The organism is uncultured Nostoc sp. (genome assembly GCF_964247315.1).
In the GTDB taxonomy this organism is placed as follows: Bacteria; Cyanobacteriota; Cyanobacteriia; order Cyanobacteriales; family Nostocaceae; genus Nostoc.
In genome coordinates, this window is record NZ_CAXTTT010000031.1 from 46,909 (window position 1) to 62,031 (window position 15,123).

At 39.3% G+C, this 15,123-nt stretch carries 14 protein-coding genes and 1 pseudogene; 9 read left to right on the plus strand and 6 right to left on the minus strand.

The window, feature by feature from the left end:
• Nucleotides 1-53: 53 nt before the first annotated feature.
• Nucleotides 54-4,289: a Hachiman antiphage defense system protein HamA gene (locus ACFE93_RS11745; RefSeq protein WP_375473457.1), complete on the minus strand. Its 4,236-nt coding sequence runs from the start codon at nucleotides 4,287-4,289 to the stop codon at nucleotides 54-56.
• A 335-nt stretch (nucleotides 4,290-4,624) separates the two neighbouring features.
• A complete protein-coding gene (locus tag ACFE93_RS11750; RefSeq protein ID WP_375473458.1) occupies nucleotides 4,625-4,831 on the minus strand; it encodes a hypothetical protein in 207 nt (68 codons plus the stop codon).
• A 90-nt stretch (nucleotides 4,832-4,921) separates the two neighbouring features.
• Here ACFE93_RS11750 and ACFE93_RS11755 point away from each other — a divergent pair, with 90 nt between their 5' ends.
• From ACFE93_RS11755 to ACFE93_RS11770, 4 genes are all read left to right on the plus strand, one after another.
• Nucleotides 4,922-5,149: an antitoxin gene (locus tag ACFE93_RS11755; RefSeq protein ID WP_375473459.1), complete on the plus strand. Its 228-nt coding sequence runs from the start codon at nucleotides 4,922-4,924 to the stop codon at nucleotides 5,147-5,149.
• Entirely contained in the window at nucleotides 5,150-5,551 is a 402-nt protein-coding gene (locus ACFE93_RS11760) for a type II toxin-antitoxin system VapC family toxin (RefSeq protein ID WP_375473460.1), read from the plus strand.
• A 79-nt stretch (nucleotides 5,552-5,630) separates the two neighbouring features.
• Entirely contained in the window at nucleotides 5,631-6,572 is a 942-nt protein-coding gene (rbsK, locus tag ACFE93_RS11765) for a ribokinase (protein WP_375473461.1), read from the plus strand.
• Between the two features lie 137 nt (nucleotides 6,573-6,709).
• On the plus strand, nucleotides 6,710-7,351 hold the full coding sequence (locus ACFE93_RS11770; RefSeq protein WP_375473471.1) for a transaldolase family protein: 642 nt from the start codon (nucleotides 6,710-6,712) through the stop codon (nucleotides 7,349-7,351).
• A 32-nt stretch (nucleotides 7,352-7,383) separates the two neighbouring features.
• Here ACFE93_RS11770 and ACFE93_RS11775 read toward each other — a convergent pair whose 3' ends face one another.
• Nucleotides 7,384-8,277 carry a LysR family transcriptional regulator gene (locus ACFE93_RS11775; RefSeq protein WP_375473462.1) on the minus strand — a complete coding sequence of 298 codons (894 nt, stop codon included), beginning with the start codon at nucleotides 8,275-8,277 and terminating at the stop codon, nucleotides 7,384-7,386.
• Between the two features lie 279 nt (nucleotides 8,278-8,556).
• On the opposite strand from ACFE93_RS11775, the gene ACFE93_RS11780 reads away from it, so the two are divergent.
• From ACFE93_RS11780 to cls, 5 genes are all read left to right on the plus strand, one after another.
• Nucleotides 8,557-8,739, plus strand: coding sequence for a hypothetical protein (locus ACFE93_RS11780; protein WP_375473463.1), 183 nt, complete (start codon nucleotides 8,557-8,559; stop codon nucleotides 8,737-8,739).
• Between the two features lie 4 nt (nucleotides 8,740-8,743).
• Nucleotides 8,744-9,400: a glutathione S-transferase family protein gene (locus ACFE93_RS11785; protein ID WP_375473464.1), complete on the plus strand. Its 657-nt coding sequence runs from the start codon at nucleotides 8,744-8,746 to the stop codon at nucleotides 9,398-9,400.
• The gene (locus ACFE93_RS11790; protein ID WP_375473465.1) at nucleotides 9,390-9,893 is read left to right on the plus strand and encodes a GNAT family N-acetyltransferase; all 504 of its coding nucleotides are present in this window, start codon (nucleotides 9,390-9,392) and stop codon (nucleotides 9,891-9,893) included. The genes ACFE93_RS11785 and ACFE93_RS11790 overlap by 11 nt, the downstream gene beginning before the upstream one ends.
• A gap of 580 nt (nucleotides 9,894-10,473) precedes the next feature.
• Nucleotides 10,474-11,319, plus strand: coding sequence for an endonuclease/exonuclease/phosphatase family protein (locus tag ACFE93_RS11795; protein WP_375473466.1), 846 nt, complete (start codon nucleotides 10,474-10,476; stop codon nucleotides 11,317-11,319).
• Nucleotide 11,320: 1 nt separating this feature from the next.
• Complete coding sequence (gene cls / locus ACFE93_RS11800; protein ID WP_375473467.1) at nucleotides 11,321-12,763, plus strand: cardiolipin synthase; 1,443 nt, start codon at nucleotides 11,321-11,323, stop codon at nucleotides 12,761-12,763.
• A 60-nt stretch (nucleotides 12,764-12,823) separates the two neighbouring features.
• Here cls and ACFE93_RS11805 read toward each other — a convergent pair whose 3' ends face one another.
• From ACFE93_RS11805 to purQ, 3 genes and pseudogenes are all read right to left on the minus strand, one after another.
• The gene (locus ACFE93_RS11805) at nucleotides 12,824-13,378 is read right to left on the minus strand and encodes a pyridoxamine 5'-phosphate oxidase family protein (RefSeq protein ID WP_375473468.1); all 555 of its coding nucleotides are present in this window, start codon (nucleotides 13,376-13,378) and stop codon (nucleotides 12,824-12,826) included.
• A gap of 113 nt (nucleotides 13,379-13,491) precedes the next feature.
• A pseudogene (locus ACFE93_RS11810) lies at nucleotides 13,492-14,016 on the minus strand (DUF937 domain-containing protein).
• A gap of 411 nt (nucleotides 14,017-14,427) precedes the next feature.
• Entirely contained in the window at nucleotides 14,428-15,102 is a 675-nt protein-coding gene (purQ, locus tag ACFE93_RS11815) for a phosphoribosylformylglycinamidine synthase subunit PurQ (RefSeq protein WP_375473469.1), read from the minus strand.
• Nucleotides 15,103-15,123 lie beyond the last annotated feature (21 nt).

Below are 15,123 nucleotides of genomic sequence, written 5' to 3' on the forward strand. Positions count from 1 at the left end.
TCATTTGAGATTATGTTACATGACATAAGCTTATGTATGTTTTAAAATGGCTCCTAATGTACTGAAATTGTGACTGTCGCCTGTTGTACATCAATCTTTTGCAAAATCAAATCTTGCATTTGTCGATTAAATCGCTTTAGTTTATCAACATTTTCTCCACAAAGCTGCCAATATTTTTGATAATCGTAGGTTACGAGCCACAAATGATCGTTAAACCCAACAACAAGCAGTTCGTCTAGCTTAATTGAATCATCTAGCTTGAAAGACTTGCCAACATCAATGAATGTGCAATCAAAAACTTTTTGATTCGTTTGCAATGTTCGCTGTTTCTGTTGGACATTATCAAAACATTCTTCGATTTTTCGACTGCTTTCGCTAGATGGTTTAAGCAGTGCAACCCATTGTCCAAAGTCTAGATTGAACAGCCATTCTTTAAAAATTGGATATTCTGTTTGAGGATAAAGCGTCTGATAAGCGTTGCTTAAAGTAATAGCAATCTGACGATCATGAACACCTAAGCTGATTGCATAAACTGCTGCTGTAGTTGACACGCCATGAGTCACAAACGAGGTGAGACTATTAAAAACGCTAGGGATTTTTTGATTGTTCAAATAAAATCCAAGATGCCTGATTAGTGAGTTAAATCCCCAAGCAAAAGCATGAGTCACTTTTTCCAGTTTTTTGACGACAGTTTCTGTTTTACCCTCGAAATATAAATCTGCTAATTCTTTATAATCTTTACCCTGAAGCCACTCTATCAGTGGTTCAATACTGTCAAGCTTTAAACTTTCTGTCAGTTCCGGAATTTTTTTGAACACATTATAAGACTCCTGCCAAAACGTTATGGGCAAATCACTTACGGCAGTGTAATTGTCAATTTCTCCAACAAGTTTTTGTGCATAGGCTGTTATCACTTGATTACTACCTACGCTTAACCCAGTAAGATTAAACAACTTACGCTGTTGGATATCCGTTACTTCATTTTTTAGCAAAATTATTCTTGCCTTTAGTGCATTCTTGAATTCAAGTAATACGTCCTCAATATCTAGAGACTGTACATGACACAGCAGTTTCTTAAAAATAAATTCGACCTTTTCCTCATCAACTTCATCAAGACAGGATTCTAGAATCCATGCCAAAAGCTGTGAATCCAGATAGGATAAAATTTCAGTCTGGTTCTTGCTTGCTAGAGTTTGCTTTTGCTTTGTCCAGTGTTCATAGTCATTGCCAGCCTTTCTGAACTGGCTTGTTGAAGCTAATGACCATAGAGAGAGGAAATCCTGAGTTGTCTCAAGCGACAATAACCTTGATTGTGCCAAATGCCTTATACCTGAAACAATAAAACTTTCTGATACTTCTGTCGGCGCTTCCTGGCGAACTCGTTCCAAATCCTTGCTGTCACAAAAGATAATGTGACCTTCTGTTTCACAACCTGCTCGCCCTGCTCGTCCAACCGCATTAGCGTACTGAGCCATGCTAATCGTGTTGTCCATTGATAAGGAATGGACGATTACATTCTTGATTGGCAGATTAACGCCTTGTGACAAAGTGGTTGTAGAGACAATAAGTGGAATGATATTGTCGCGCACTGCATTCTCTATACGCCGCCTAACAACATTAGGGAGTTCAGCATGGTGATAACAAAATCCGAGTGCAATAGCTTTCACAAGTAAATGTTCAGAGCCAAGTAGTTCACCACATTCATCTGCAATTTGTTGCATTTCTGGTGAAACCGCTAAAAGCTGTTTTTGCAAAAGCGAGATTAAACACTCAGCAATGGCTTCAACGATTGGTTTGGTTGTTGTAAAAACCAAGGTAGAGCCAGTTTGCGTATAATATATAGCCAGTCGTGCTGCGACCTCAACGTATACTCGGTAAAATTTGCCATTTCTATTCTTCATAGGAATTGTAGGTTTCAAGAAAGGCAATGGCACGAAGAAGTTATCGGATGGATAATCACCCGTTTGGGGCAAATAACAAACTGTTGCTCTTTTGCTTCGGCTCCATTCAAAAAAGCCCAACCGTTGCTTTGTAGGTCGCCAATCTATTTTGACAACATTGTTTTCGTTTCCAGAAAGCCACTTGGCGAAATCACTAGCATTGTTAATAACCGCTGAAATGCCAATCACTCTGGCGTGATTCTTTTCTGCAATAGTCAGCAATCTTGAGTAAATTAACTCCTGCCGAAGACTTCTAGGATTTGCGGCAGCAGAATCATGCGCCTCATCAATGATAATCAGTGCAAGCTTACTTTTGAATTCCTCGCTATTGCGGGTAAGCAAATCCAATTTTTCAGGAGTTAGAACAAACACCTGATTATCTTGTAAAATATCCTCTTCCAATTGACTGAAATCATATCCACCATAAAGGATAGAAACAGCTATATTGACACGGGATAAGCTTATGGACAGGTTGCTTTCCACCTCATACGCCAAAGCTTTGGTTGGAACAACGTAAGCACAGACTTTATCCGGTTTATCTTTGAGCGAACGGTAAATTGCCAGCTCAACAGTTTTGGTTTTACCTGCACTTGTTGGCATGGCAATAACAAGGGATTTATCCGTCAACAAACCTTCATGCAAAGCTTTCTGCTGCGATTTCCACATTGACATCATGGGAAATTTACCAAGAGTACAAAGGAAGCGCAGGTAAAGCTTCCATTCGGCATTCATATCAGGAACATGAGGACTGACAAGCCTTTGTGTTGAATGGTCGATTAAACTTTGCAAATACTTGCCTATAGAGTTAAGCAAAACGTAGGAGTGATAATCACTGACCGTTGCATATTGTTTACCTGCCGCTATTGTCAGCTTAAGAATTTCTGTCTGATGTGATTCATTTCCTGTACGCAGGTATTGAGTAAAATTTGCGAAGGCTTTTGCTGTTAGCCAGTCACCGATATCAGCAATTTTAGCGGACACTAAATCCATCCATTCTTCTTCTTCCAATGGATAATCAGGTGATTCTAATTCCTTCTGAGCGAATTTAAAAAAGAACTGTGCCAGAGCATCTTGTAATTGGCTTATTTCACCAGTTAGTAGATAAGTCAGCAAAATTCTTGGAGTATTCGACAGTAAGACATCTTTAATATCTTGTCGATGTAGAATTTTTGATACTAAGACTTTGGCGTTGGCATTATATCCTGCAATACTGTATAATAATGCACTTGTAACAATATTTTCTACAGCACTATAAGCTTGGTCATCTTCAATTCTAAGAATCGCCAATCTCTCATGAATAACAGCGGATTCCTTGAGTACCTTTTCTGCTTCTTCAGAACCATCCATCAAAAGATTATAGCCTGTTAATGCTAGAAAATTAGCTGCTTTTTCTAGTTTAATAGGGTCATATTTATAAGAAATAAACTTTCTTTGCTCATTCCTAAGATCGACTGTTAATGCTTCTGAGGCTAGTTGGTTATATTCATTTTTAAAATTAGAGTTACTCAGTAACTTTACAACATCTTTTAGCTCATCAATCTCAATAGAAGGAAATGATAATCTTGAAGGTTCTCCATTTTGCTGAATAGCAACTAAATTTTTCTGATAAGCTATCCAGTTTGGAATCAGAAATGCGTTAACAGTCAAAGGAGTTGTAATACCTTCGACAACAGCATCAAAATATTGTTCTTTCCATTTTTCTTGCTCAGTCACAACAACCGCAAGATATTCTGTACGGTATGAATAAGTATAGGTATCATTAAATCTCTTAACCAGTTTTGCCTCGTTGTATCGTCCAGCCCCTCTAAGAACATTGATGATAAAATCCAGAAGTGTAACTGAACCTTCCTGAACTTTAAGCAAACCCTCACTAGCCTTTTTAACAGCTTCTTTCGGATTGCTACCGTAATTTTTAACTTCTGTGACCAGTAATGCTTGTGGTATTCCATCAGCATTGAACTTTAGCCCCAGTACATCATCACCATGCATTGCCATTTTTCTATTAGTGGCAAAACGAAGCTTAAAAACGGGAATCTTGTAATCCGTACAACCTAATATATAAGAAGAGGCTATTGCTTCGCCTATAGTGCCATTCCATACCTGCACACTACCTTGTGTCATTTGGTGAAGGTCTTTAAGAACTGACTCTAACCCGTCTTCTTTCAAATTCTCTAGCTCTTCAATGATGCCTTGGGGATGGCGACAGAAATAGGGAATTATCAGTCGTAAGTGACGCAAAAACGTTTCAATGTTTTTTGGATTAACTTTTTGTCTTTCAAAATCTTTGCCAACAGACTTGGCACAAGAAACCAAAACTAGATTAGCAGTGAAGTCTTGTAGAAAAGGCATTTTGGAGTAATGAAAAGCACTAGCTGGGTATAGTTACTTATTACTAACATAAGACACGCTGAAATGTCTTGTTAATGCATATCAACTTATCAGTAGGACTAGGTCTTTAAAGGTAGGTGAGCCTTTTGTGGGGTTGCTCGTTATTGTATACCTACTCAATAAAAGTCAATACTGGAACAATGGAAGTAATGCTAAAGCGATATAATAAACCACCTAACCTAACAGTCTTAAAGATGCGATCGCCTTTAGCACGTAGAACCCTTCACCACCGTCACATTCTTTGGCAGAACTGCTAAGGCGATATGTCACTGTCACCGCAAATATCACTCCAGTTTTTACAAATAGGTAAAATTTTGAGCGTGTCTCCAATGCGATCGCAATTTCGTGCAAGTTCCTGAGAAAGGGCGATATTTATGCAGTTTGCGATCACTTTCGGCAAGAAATAACTGGCCATAGGCGATCGCCTTTACCATATTGATCCTTTCGTCACCATCATATTCCTTGGCAGGACTGCTAGGATTTCCATAGATTCGGTTTAACAATGAGCTACTCAAGCAAGTTTCAGAATTGCATTTATCAAATTTCGTGCTAACCAGACCAGAAATATTAGCTAATTTCAGGACAATAACACCATGAACACTGCTAAACTCACCACTGATGGCACTCACCAAATCGTTATTTTGCCCGAAGACTTTCAACTTACTGGGACTGAAGTTTACATCAAAAAAATTGGTAACGCCATTGTCCTGATTGCCAAAGACAACCCTTGGGAATCCCTAATAGAGAGTCTAGACAATTTTTCTGATGACTTCATGACTACCAGAGTTCAGCCACTCCTCGACACCAGGGAGAGCTTTTAAATGCGATACCTGCTTGATACCAACATCTGTATTTACCTCATCAAGCAAAAACCCCAAAAAGTACTGGATAAATTCCAAACCCTTAGCATTTCTGATGTCGGTATCTCCTCCATCACCATTGCCGAACTCGAATATGGAGTTGCTAAAAGCCAACAGCAAGAGAAAAACCGCATCGCCCTAATGCAATTTCTGCTACCTCTAGAAATTGTCGAATTCAATCAATCATCTGCAACGATTTACGGCAGCATCAGAAGTGATCTCGAAAGTAGAGGACTTATTATTGGTGCAATGGATATGCTGATTGCTTCTCATGCGCTGAGTTTAGGAGTTACCCTAGTCACCAATAATGTGCGAGAGTTTTCTCGTATTCCTACGCTCCTATTAGAAAACTGGGTTGAGTAGTTGTCAATATGCGAGATGTGATGATATTGCGTTACTGGCATCCTGTAATATCAATCAAAATAACTTTAAAATCAGCATTATGAGTATTATCGTCTTCGGCAGCATAAATATAGATTTGGTAGCAACAATACCCCGGTTGCCAGTTGCAGGAGAAACGTTGCTAGGAGAAGACTTTTTTAAAGTTTCGGGAGGGAAAGGAGCCAATCAAGCCGTAGCATTAGCAAAATTGGGCATTCCTACCCAGATAGTGGGGCGTGTAGGTGCAGACGATTTTGGTAAGGAACTTGTTAACAATTTGCAAGCATCTGGTGTACAGACTGATAACATTTTTGTGGATGAAACTGTTAGTTCTGGAGTCGCTATTATCACCGTGAGTCAGACTGGTGAAAATCAAATAGTCGTCATTCCTGGTGCAAATGGGCGCGTCAATCAAGAAGATGTAGAGCGATTATCCTACTTTTTACCAACAGCTACAGCACTACTTTTACAACTAGAAATTCCTATTACTGCCGTGATTGCTGCTGCTCAAGTGGCACGACGTAGAAACATAAAAGTAATTTTTGACCCCGCACCCGCACAATCTAATTTACCAGATGAATTGTATCCATTGGTAGACATTATTACACCGAATGAAGTTGAAGCAGCGCAGTTGGTTGGTTTTCCTGTAAATGGAGAGGAACAAGCAGCTAAAGCCGCTGCGATTTTATTGCAACGGGGTGTGAAATGTGCGATCGTCAAACTGGGTGCTAAGGGTGTTTTTTGTGCGACTGCTGAAGAAAAGTTTTTTGTACCCGCGTTTTCAGTTCATGCAGTTGATACAGTAGCCGCAGGCGATGCTTTCAATGGTGGTTTAGCGGCGGCACTTTTTGAAGGACTTTCCTTACATCAAGCAGTTATTTGGGGTGCAGCAGCAGGTGCTTTGACAGCGACAAAACCAGGCGCACAAACTTCGCTACCGGATAGGTTTACATTTGATGCATTTCTTAAGCAAAGGGGAATGAATGGTGGTTTTCAAGGGTAGGTATTTAAAAAAGCATAGATAAACAGGTAAAATGCTTATCTGATAGAGGGATCGGCAGAAAGATGAGTGCGGAACTTCTGGACGATGTAGGGTGTGTAGCAGGAGAAATGCAGGTAAGAAAAAGTGAGGAATTAAGTATGGCACTATATCTAGACTCAGCGATCGCATCGGAAGCTGAAGTTGTTAAGCTTTGGGGATGGGTAAAAGGTATTACAACAAATCCCACACTGTTATCTCAAAGCGATACTCCACCAGAAACCACGCTCAAAAAGTTGGTTGCCTTGACAAATGGCCCGTTATACTATCAAATTATGGCATCCGATAAAGCTGGAATGCTAGCTGAAGGTAAAAAAGCTTTCGAGATTATTGGTTCGCAAACAATTTTGAAGATTCCCGCAACACCGTTAGGGTTTGAAGTGGTGGCAAGTCTATCGCCAGAGATTACCTGTTCGGTGACAGCGATTTATAGTGCAGCACAGGCAGCAGTAGCACGAGAAGCAGGAGCTAAAATTGCCATAGCTTATGTAAATCGAGCTACCCGATTGTTAGGTGATGGTATTGCCTTAGTGCGGGATATGGCTAGCGTACTCAAAGGTAGTGATATGGAAATCTTGGCAGCTAGTATCAAATCTCCTGAAGAAGCAGCCGCATCGTTGCAAGCGGGGGCGGATCATTTAACTTTACCACTGGCAATGTTGCAGGCGATCGCAACTCATGAATTCTCACAAAAAACCGTTGAAGAATTCGCTAAAGGAGGCATCGGTTTAACTAATTACTAATTCGTAATTCGTAATTCGTAATTCGTATGCAATCAATAAGTGAATTTAGCTAAACTATAAAAATCAAATTTACTCAACATCTCCAAAAAGGTAAATACCGCAGGCACTTGTAGAGCATTAGATAAAATTGCCGTTGCAATTACTCTTTCGAGTGGTGCAGGTAAACTGTATACCTGCACTTTTGGGGGAATGGGTACAGCTGCTAAATGAGGCATAATAGCTGCTCTCAGTCCTTGATTCACCATACTAACGACTGTGGAATCTTCTTGAATGTCGGTAGCAGTATTGATTGGAATTGCTAAAGTCTTAAGGTGGTTGTGAAGAATGCGTCCGCAAGGTGTACAAGGAAGCAAAACCGGCGGATAGGCTGCTATGTCTTCCCAAGTAATTTTCGGACTGCTAATTTTGGTATCTGGTGGTAGTAAAGCTACATACTCATCCCGAAAAATTTCCCAGGTTTCAAATTCTTCACCAGTTGGCAGACAGGTAATACCAATATCGGCACGTCCGTCATGCAAACACTGCTCTACATCCGTGAAAGCAGCACACTCTATGATTGTGACAGCAATTTCTGGGAATTGATTGTGAAATTGGGCGATCGCTTTTGGTAATAGATGAGTAGCGACGCTCCGAAAAGCCGCAATTCGCACATGACCGCCGTGTAAACCTTTATGCAGGTTTGCTTCGTGTTGCATCATCTTGAGATGCTGCATTGCTTGACGCGCATGATACAAAATGCGCTCTCCAGCAGGTGTCAGCACAGCACCGTGACGACCTCTGGCAAATAATGGCACACCCAATTCTTCTTCTAGGGTGGCAATGGCATGACTAATTGCAGGTTGGGAAAGCTGCAATTCTAAAGCTGCCTCACTAAAGTTACCACAATCTGCTACTGCAACTATGGCTCGAAGTTGGGAGAGTTTCATAGGCAATTGATGAGAACAAGGGCATACATATCCTGACTTTATTGTGGCAAAAAGGTTGTATTAATGATTTTTCATATCTATAAATTCCATTTATAGAATCCATGCAAGCTATGATTTGATTTCTAACTGAGATGTTGTTACTGTTTTATTTACTTAGCAGCTTTCAGAAATAATTTTATGAATAATGACATTAGGTGTCTATCAACAGAAGATATAAAAATAAATTGTAGTCCGTCATTACAGAAAAAAATTCACTCAAACTTTTGGAAATCTCTGTATATGATTTGGAAAAGTTTTGTCAAAAAACTCCTAGCAGATCCTCATGAATTACAAGTTTGGCAAAAGGTTGACCGCTACGGTAATATCTATTGGCAAGCTTATGATCCTGTGACCAGAAAATCTTTCTCATCAGGTTCCGAAACTGATGTATGTATGTGGATTGAACAACTTTATCGGTATTAAAAATATGACGCAACTTACTTTGGTAATCGGCAACAAAAATTATTCATCTTGGTCGCTTCGTCCTTGGTTAGCGATGAAGCAACTCGGTTTGGAATTCAATGAAATTCTGATTCCTCTCTACAACAACCCAGATTTTTCATCAAAGATTCGGCAATACTCGTCATCAGGAAAAGTACCTGTGTTATTGCACGATACACAAACAGTATGGGATTCTCTCGCTATTTGTGAATATCTAGCGGAAACATTTCCAAATCTGCAATGGTGGCCAGAGGATAAAGCTGCAAGAGCATTAGCCCGTTCTATCAGTGCAGAAATGCACTCAAGATTTCAAAAGTTGCGTCAGAATATGCCGATGAACTGCCGTACTAAATATCCTGGTAAAGGTTTAACATCAGTTGTACAACAAGACATTGACCGCATTACCAGTATCTGGCAAGAATCGCGTCAAAAGTTTGGGGCTGGTGGCAACTTTTTATTTGGTAATTTCACGATTGCCGATGCGTTTTTTGCTCCAGTTGTCCTGCGGTTTATTACCTATGATGTGCAGTTAGATACTGTTTCTAGAAGTTATGTGGAGTCAGTTCTGGCACTTCCAGCAATGCAAGAGTGGATAAATGCAGCAAATAATGAGACAGAAATTATTCCCCAATATGAGTTTTAGCAAAATAGCAAATAGCGAGAAGAGTCAGGGTAAAAATATTTTAATTCGAGATGCAAATAAAAAAGATATTCCTGCAATTATGGAATTGATTTATTTGAAAGCCGAATTTGATGGTTGTCTTGAATCTTTAGAAGCAAATCCTCAAAAGCTAGAAATTGATTTCTTTGGAGAAAAGCCCCTTGCTTTTGTTATTTTGGCTGAGGTTGATGGGGATACTATTGGGTTAGCAACTTATCACTTCATCTATTCAACTTTTTTAGCAAAACCTGGAATTTGGCTGGATGATTTATATGTCAAAGCTGAATATCGAAGCCACCAAGTTGGTCAAGCACTCATGCTACGCTTGCGCCAGATTGGCAAAGAAAAAGGTTGTGGCAGAATTGATTGGACTGTAGCTGTGTCTAACGAGCGTGGAATCAATTTTTATGAAAGAATAGGTGCAAAGATTATGAATAAACTAAAATTATGTCGCTTAGATGGTCAGATATTATAGTAGAACGGGTATTATAATACTCACGCCTACAAATGATATTGATGGAGAAAATTGAGTCAGTTTTGGCACTTCTAGCAATGCAAGAGTGGATAAATGCAGCAAAGAGTGAGACAGAAATTATCTCCCAATACAAGTTTTAGTGAAATAGCAAATAAAAAGAACTTCAATTCTAGATACCAATCAAAAGAATATTCCTACTAGATGTTTTCAAAAATTAAATATGCATTATCTAAAACTCTTGTATAGAGACATAGCAATGCTACGTCTCTACATTCTTTTTTAGAGATTGATAATTTGAAATAGTTATGACCCTTCTGTAGTCCCCCGGATACTTTGGGAGGACGGCGTTAGCTGGGGGTGAATTTTCTGACAAATCATTTAGGATTGCGATCGCTCTCTTAAGCCACCCTGGTAAACTGTAAGGTCTATCAAGGACAATCGCCCGGTCCATCCCGACACTGTTCAATAGCTTTAAAAGCTGTAGTGCTTATGGAGCATAGCTTATAGCTTTACAAACGTGCTATTATTCTTTAACGACTGTTTAATGGCGTTAAAGAATAAATCAATTTTAATATTAGTAATGCCTAATATTCAAGAACACGTAAACACTCTAATTACGAAATTTGTTCCGGGTTATAGATTTTTTCGTTTACAAGAACTCACAATTGATAAAAATAATTCACTGCAAACAGAAATTAGTAGTAACTCAATTAAAGTTCTCAGTTGGAATATTGCTAAACAAAACTATAATAACGCCTGGTTAGAAGATTTTTCAAAAATAATTGCAGCTTATCAACCAAACCTCATATTTTTACAAGAATTTTCTTTAAAATTAGAGGCAAAAGAATGGGCAAAATGGTTGAAAATGAATTGGAGTTTTGCTCCTAATTTTGTAGACATTCATCATCAAACTTATTCAGGAATTTTTACAGCCTCGACAATTAACCCAATTACCAAAAAAGTTATAACTACTAAACATTATGAACCAATTGTTAAAACTCCTAAAATATCTTTAATTACTGAGTATGTGCTATCTGAACAAAATACAACTCTCCTAACAGTTAATACTCACCTGATAAATTTTGTAGATTTAAATAAATTTAAAATCCAGCTAAATGAATTAGAGCGGGCGTTATCTACACATCGGGGGCCACTAATATTTACAGGAGATTTTAATACTTGGAGTCGAAAAAGAGCAGTTATCCTCAATCAAGTAACAACTCAATTAGGATTAACACCTGTAATTTTCGCACCTGATCAGAAGGAGAAAATTAAACGCTTCCTGTTATCACCCCCTTTAGATCATATCTTTTATCGAGATATCAGTGCGAAAAAAGCCAGTGCTAAAGTGCTAGACCAAATTTGTTCATCCGATCATAAGCCATTGCTGGCAGAATTTACATATACCAATACTCAAAAAAACTAAGATGCTTGTAGATGCTGGTGTTCTAGCTGTTTTTAGCACAGCTACAGTTGTTGTTCATATAATAGGAGTTGCACATGCAGCCCATGCAGTGATGAATGTGCGTTCTTCTCAAGGGGCAATTGCCTGGAGCATTTCTTTAATAACCTTCCCCTGGCTAGCTATTCCATTGTATTGGATTTTAGGAAGAACTAAATTTCATGGATATGCTGAAACACTGCGCTCAGTCTATACACAACACTACAAGCTTATTCAGCCGATTTATAGTGAACTGATTAAATTTCAGGTTGCACCACCAGATAATCTAGCCAAGTTGCAACCATTAGCGGAGGCTTTTACAGAAATTTCTTTCACATCAGGAAATGCTGCTGAATTACTGATTGATGGTCAGCAAACCTATGAAGCGATGCTGAAAAAGATTGCATCGGCGAGAAATTATATTTTGTTTCAATTTTATACTGTTAACGATGACCAAGCAGGTAATGAGTTTAAAGAAGCATTGATTGCTAAAGCCAAGCAAGGAATAAATATCTACTTTCTCTACGATGAAATTGGTTCAAAAAAATTATCTCGCCCTTATATCCAATCTTTACAAGAGCATGGAATTGCAGTAAGTGCATTTAACACCACCCAAGGTCAGGGTAATCGGTTTCAATATAATTTTCGCAATCATCGGAAAATTTTGGTGGTGGATGGAGAAATAGCATTTATCGGTGGACTGAATATTGGTGATGAATATTTAGGAAAAAATCCTCGCTTGAGTCCCTGGCGCGACACCCATATCATGCTCGAAGGCCCAACTGTACAAAGCTTACAAAACTCCTTTCTGCGAGATTGGTATTGGGCAACTCGAAAACTTCTCGAAGTTAACTGGGAGGTAAAAATTAATCGGGAAACTAATCAAACTGCATTCATTCTTCCTACAGGCCCCGCAGATTCGCTACCAGCTTGTAAGCTTTTTTTCGTCGAATTAATCAATCAAGCTCAAACTCACCTCTGGATTGCTAGTCCATACTTTGTGCCGGATGAAGCAACATTGTCAGCCTTAAAACTGGCAGCAATGCGAGGTGTCGATGTGCGAATTCTCTTACCAAATCGACCCGATCATTTATTTGTTTATTTATGTTCCTTCTCTTACTACACCGAAATGGAAAGAATTGGTATCAAGTTGTATCGTTACAAAAATGGGTTTATGCATCAGAAAATTATAGTCATTGATGAGAATATAGCAGGGGTAGGAACTGTTAACTTAGATAATCGCTCTTTTTACCTAAATTTTGAAGTTATGGGTTTTGTTACTGAGCCTGGGTTTGTTCAAAGTGTGAAAAAAATGTTAGAGGATGATTTAGCTGTCTGTGTTGCTGTCGATCTTAATGAGTACGATAAAAAACCTTTTTGGTTCAAGTTAGCTGTAAGAGTCTCTCGATTGCTGACTCCTTTACTTTGATCGCTAATAATTGCCCCTACATCTAATATATAGATGAATAGAATAATCCATTAGGCAAAGTTAGGGTAATTTACTCAGTGGTGTTACTAAACCGTCTATGCTGACAATATTTCTCTGCTGTTGAAATTCTCGAACTCCCTCTTCACCTTTTTTACTAGCCCAGTTTACTAGAGTCTGGCGTTGACCTTGATATTCATAGAGTGGTACGCCAAAACCACAGGAAGTTTGGATTTTTTCAATGTCAGCGACGATAATTTGACGAGTTCCAGGTATCGGCAAAAACAGAGAATACAACGAGTCCCACTCTGGAGAACTCGGTAAAATCGTGGTTCCTTGACCGTAAAGACGCAAGATACACGCAGGTTCTTGAAAGGCACAAAACATGAAGGTTATCCGCCCATTTTCTTGCAAATGGGCGGATGTTTCGTTACCACTACCTGTGAGGTCTACATAACCTACTCGGTTGGGAGAGAGAATGCGAAAGCAGTCCTGACCTTTAGGAGACAGGTTAACATGACCCGTAGGACTCAAAGGTGCAGAGCCAACAAAGAATAGGTGTTGGGCAGCAATAAAGTCTTGCAGTTCTTCAGTAATACATTCAAAAAATTTAGACATAGACTGTCTGATTTATATTTGCAATTTATGTTTTCAGCCTATGTCTTAACTAAAAATCTAGCAAGGTATGATTACTAATGTCTGGTTTATCGGAAAAGAAATAGGGAAAAGTATTACTGTCTCATGTATCGACTAGCCATTTGGATAGCATCAGCGATATCGACATCACCATCACCATCTGCATCCAAGAAGGAATTTAGTACAGGATTTCCGCCAGCTTGGGGATTTTGAGCATTGGCACCTGATTGCAAAAATTTTAGCACCAAAGGTACTGCCAAAGGCAGCAATTGTTGAACGATACCAGCATCTAACCCAGTGCGCTGGGCAGCAACTTCAGCTACTTGCTGTTGTATCTGAGGAGAAAACAACGAATTGACGGCTTGAGGGTTGGGAGAAGTACCAGCATATTGACTAACTAAATTTTGTGTAGCTTCATTACCATCTGTGGCTTGTTTGTCTTGTAAAACAGAACGCACTTGACCACCGACAATTGATAAAACTGATTGGATAGTAGAAGGGTCTGCGCCTGTGCGATCGCTCAACTGCTGGACACTATTGACAATACTTCCTATTTGACCTCAACTCCCCTGTTGATTGGGATTAGCGACAGCACCAAGAATTTGATCGAAAAGTCCCATAAGTTTATTTCTCTGTTTGTTCTCAAAAACTTGCCAAAACTGGCTTGAAGTTTTTTGTGTACGCGGACTTTTGTAAGTCTACTAAAAGATTAGAACACGTGACCTAATAATTAACGAATAAAATTCTAACAACAACTAGCTTAAGGATGAAAAATCGAGCAATTACAAATTCTGTTCCTCTGTTTAACTCAGATTAGCAAATAATTTTACCCTAATGTTTTTCTACCACAATCTTAGATGCGACGCCGAATAGCCCGTTGCAGGCATTACTAGTCCCAAACCCTTACTAATACGTTGTGAAATGGTATCAAAAATGTTTCAAAGTTCCGACTAAAAAAATAAATCGCTGTCTGTATAAAAATGTTGATCTATCTTTCAGACAGCGATCGCAAAACGCTCAACTTATTTGCTTTACGCTAATGCCGCTACTTGCTCTAATAAGCCTTGAAACAACCTCAAGCCATCACTACCTCCCAGTATTGCGTCTGACGCTCTTTCTGGATGCGGCATCATTCCCAATACATTGCCCCGGCGATCGCAAATCCCGGCAATGTTGTTCAGTGAACCGTTGGGATTCTCCCCTTCATAGCGAAATACGACTTGCCCATTATCTTCAATTTCTGCAAGAGTGGCTGCATCAGCGTAGAATCGTCCCTCTCCGTGGGCAATGGGCAAAGTGATAACTTCACTACTGTTATAAGCTTGTGTCCATAAAAAATTGGTACGCTCAACTTTCAAGGGTACGCGATCGCAAATAAAATGCAAATCTCGATTTCTGGTTAACACCCCTGGCAAAAGTCCAGCTTCAGTTAATACCTGAAAACCATTGCAAATACCGAGGACAAGCTTACCCTTTTGGGCGTGTTCCACAACCTGTTGCATCACGGGTGAAAAACGTGCGATCGCACCACAGCGCAAATAATCGCCGTAACTAAAGCCACCAGGAATAATAACGACATCTAAATCAGCAATATCTGTTTCTTGATGCCAAACCATGCGAGTTGGTTGTCCCAGTAAATCTCTGGTTACATAAGCAACATCGCGATCGCAATTAGAACCGGGAAAAACAACAACACCGAATTTCATGATTAGTTAGGGGAGTGGGGA

Coding starts and splice junctions, on each gene's coding strand:
- ACFE93_RS11745 (WP_375473457.1), bottom strand. CDS start 4,289: ATGCCTTTTCTACAAGACTTCACTGCTAATCTAGTTTTGGTTTCTTGT.
- ACFE93_RS11755 (WP_375473459.1), top strand. CDS start 4,922: ATGAACACTGCTAAACTCACCACTGATGGCACTCACCAAATCGTTATT.
- ACFE93_RS11760 (WP_375473460.1), top strand. CDS start 5,150: ATGCGATACCTGCTTGATACCAACATCTGTATTTACCTCATCAAGCAA.
- rbsK (WP_375473461.1), top strand. CDS start 5,631: ATGAGTATTATCGTCTTCGGCAGCATAAATATAGATTTGGTAGCAACA.
- ACFE93_RS11770 (WP_375473471.1), top strand. CDS start 6,710: ATGGCACTATATCTAGACTCAGCGATCGCATCGGAAGCTGAAGTTGTT.
- ACFE93_RS11775 (WP_375473462.1), bottom strand. CDS start 8,277: ATGAAACTCTCCCAACTTCGAGCCATAGTTGCAGTAGCAGATTGTGGT.
- ACFE93_RS11780 (WP_375473463.1), top strand. CDS start 8,557: ATGATTTGGAAAAGTTTTGTCAAAAAACTCCTAGCAGATCCTCATGAA.
- ACFE93_RS11785 (WP_375473464.1), top strand. CDS start 8,744: ATGACGCAACTTACTTTGGTAATCGGCAACAAAAATTATTCATCTTGG.
- ACFE93_RS11790 (WP_375473465.1), top strand. CDS start 9,390: ATGAGTTTTAGCAAAATAGCAAATAGCGAGAAGAGTCAGGGTAAAAAT.
- ACFE93_RS11795 (WP_375473466.1), top strand. CDS start 10,474: ATGCCTAATATTCAAGAACACGTAAACACTCTAATTACGAAATTTGTT.
- cls (WP_375473467.1), top strand. CDS start 11,321: ATGCTTGTAGATGCTGGTGTTCTAGCTGTTTTTAGCACAGCTACAGTT.
- ACFE93_RS11805 (WP_375473468.1), bottom strand. CDS start 13,378: ATGTCTAAATTTTTTGAATGTATTACTGAAGAACTGCAAGACTTTATT.
- purQ (WP_375473469.1), bottom strand. CDS start 15,102: ATGAAATTCGGTGTTGTTGTTTTTCCCGGTTCTAATTGCGATCGCGAT.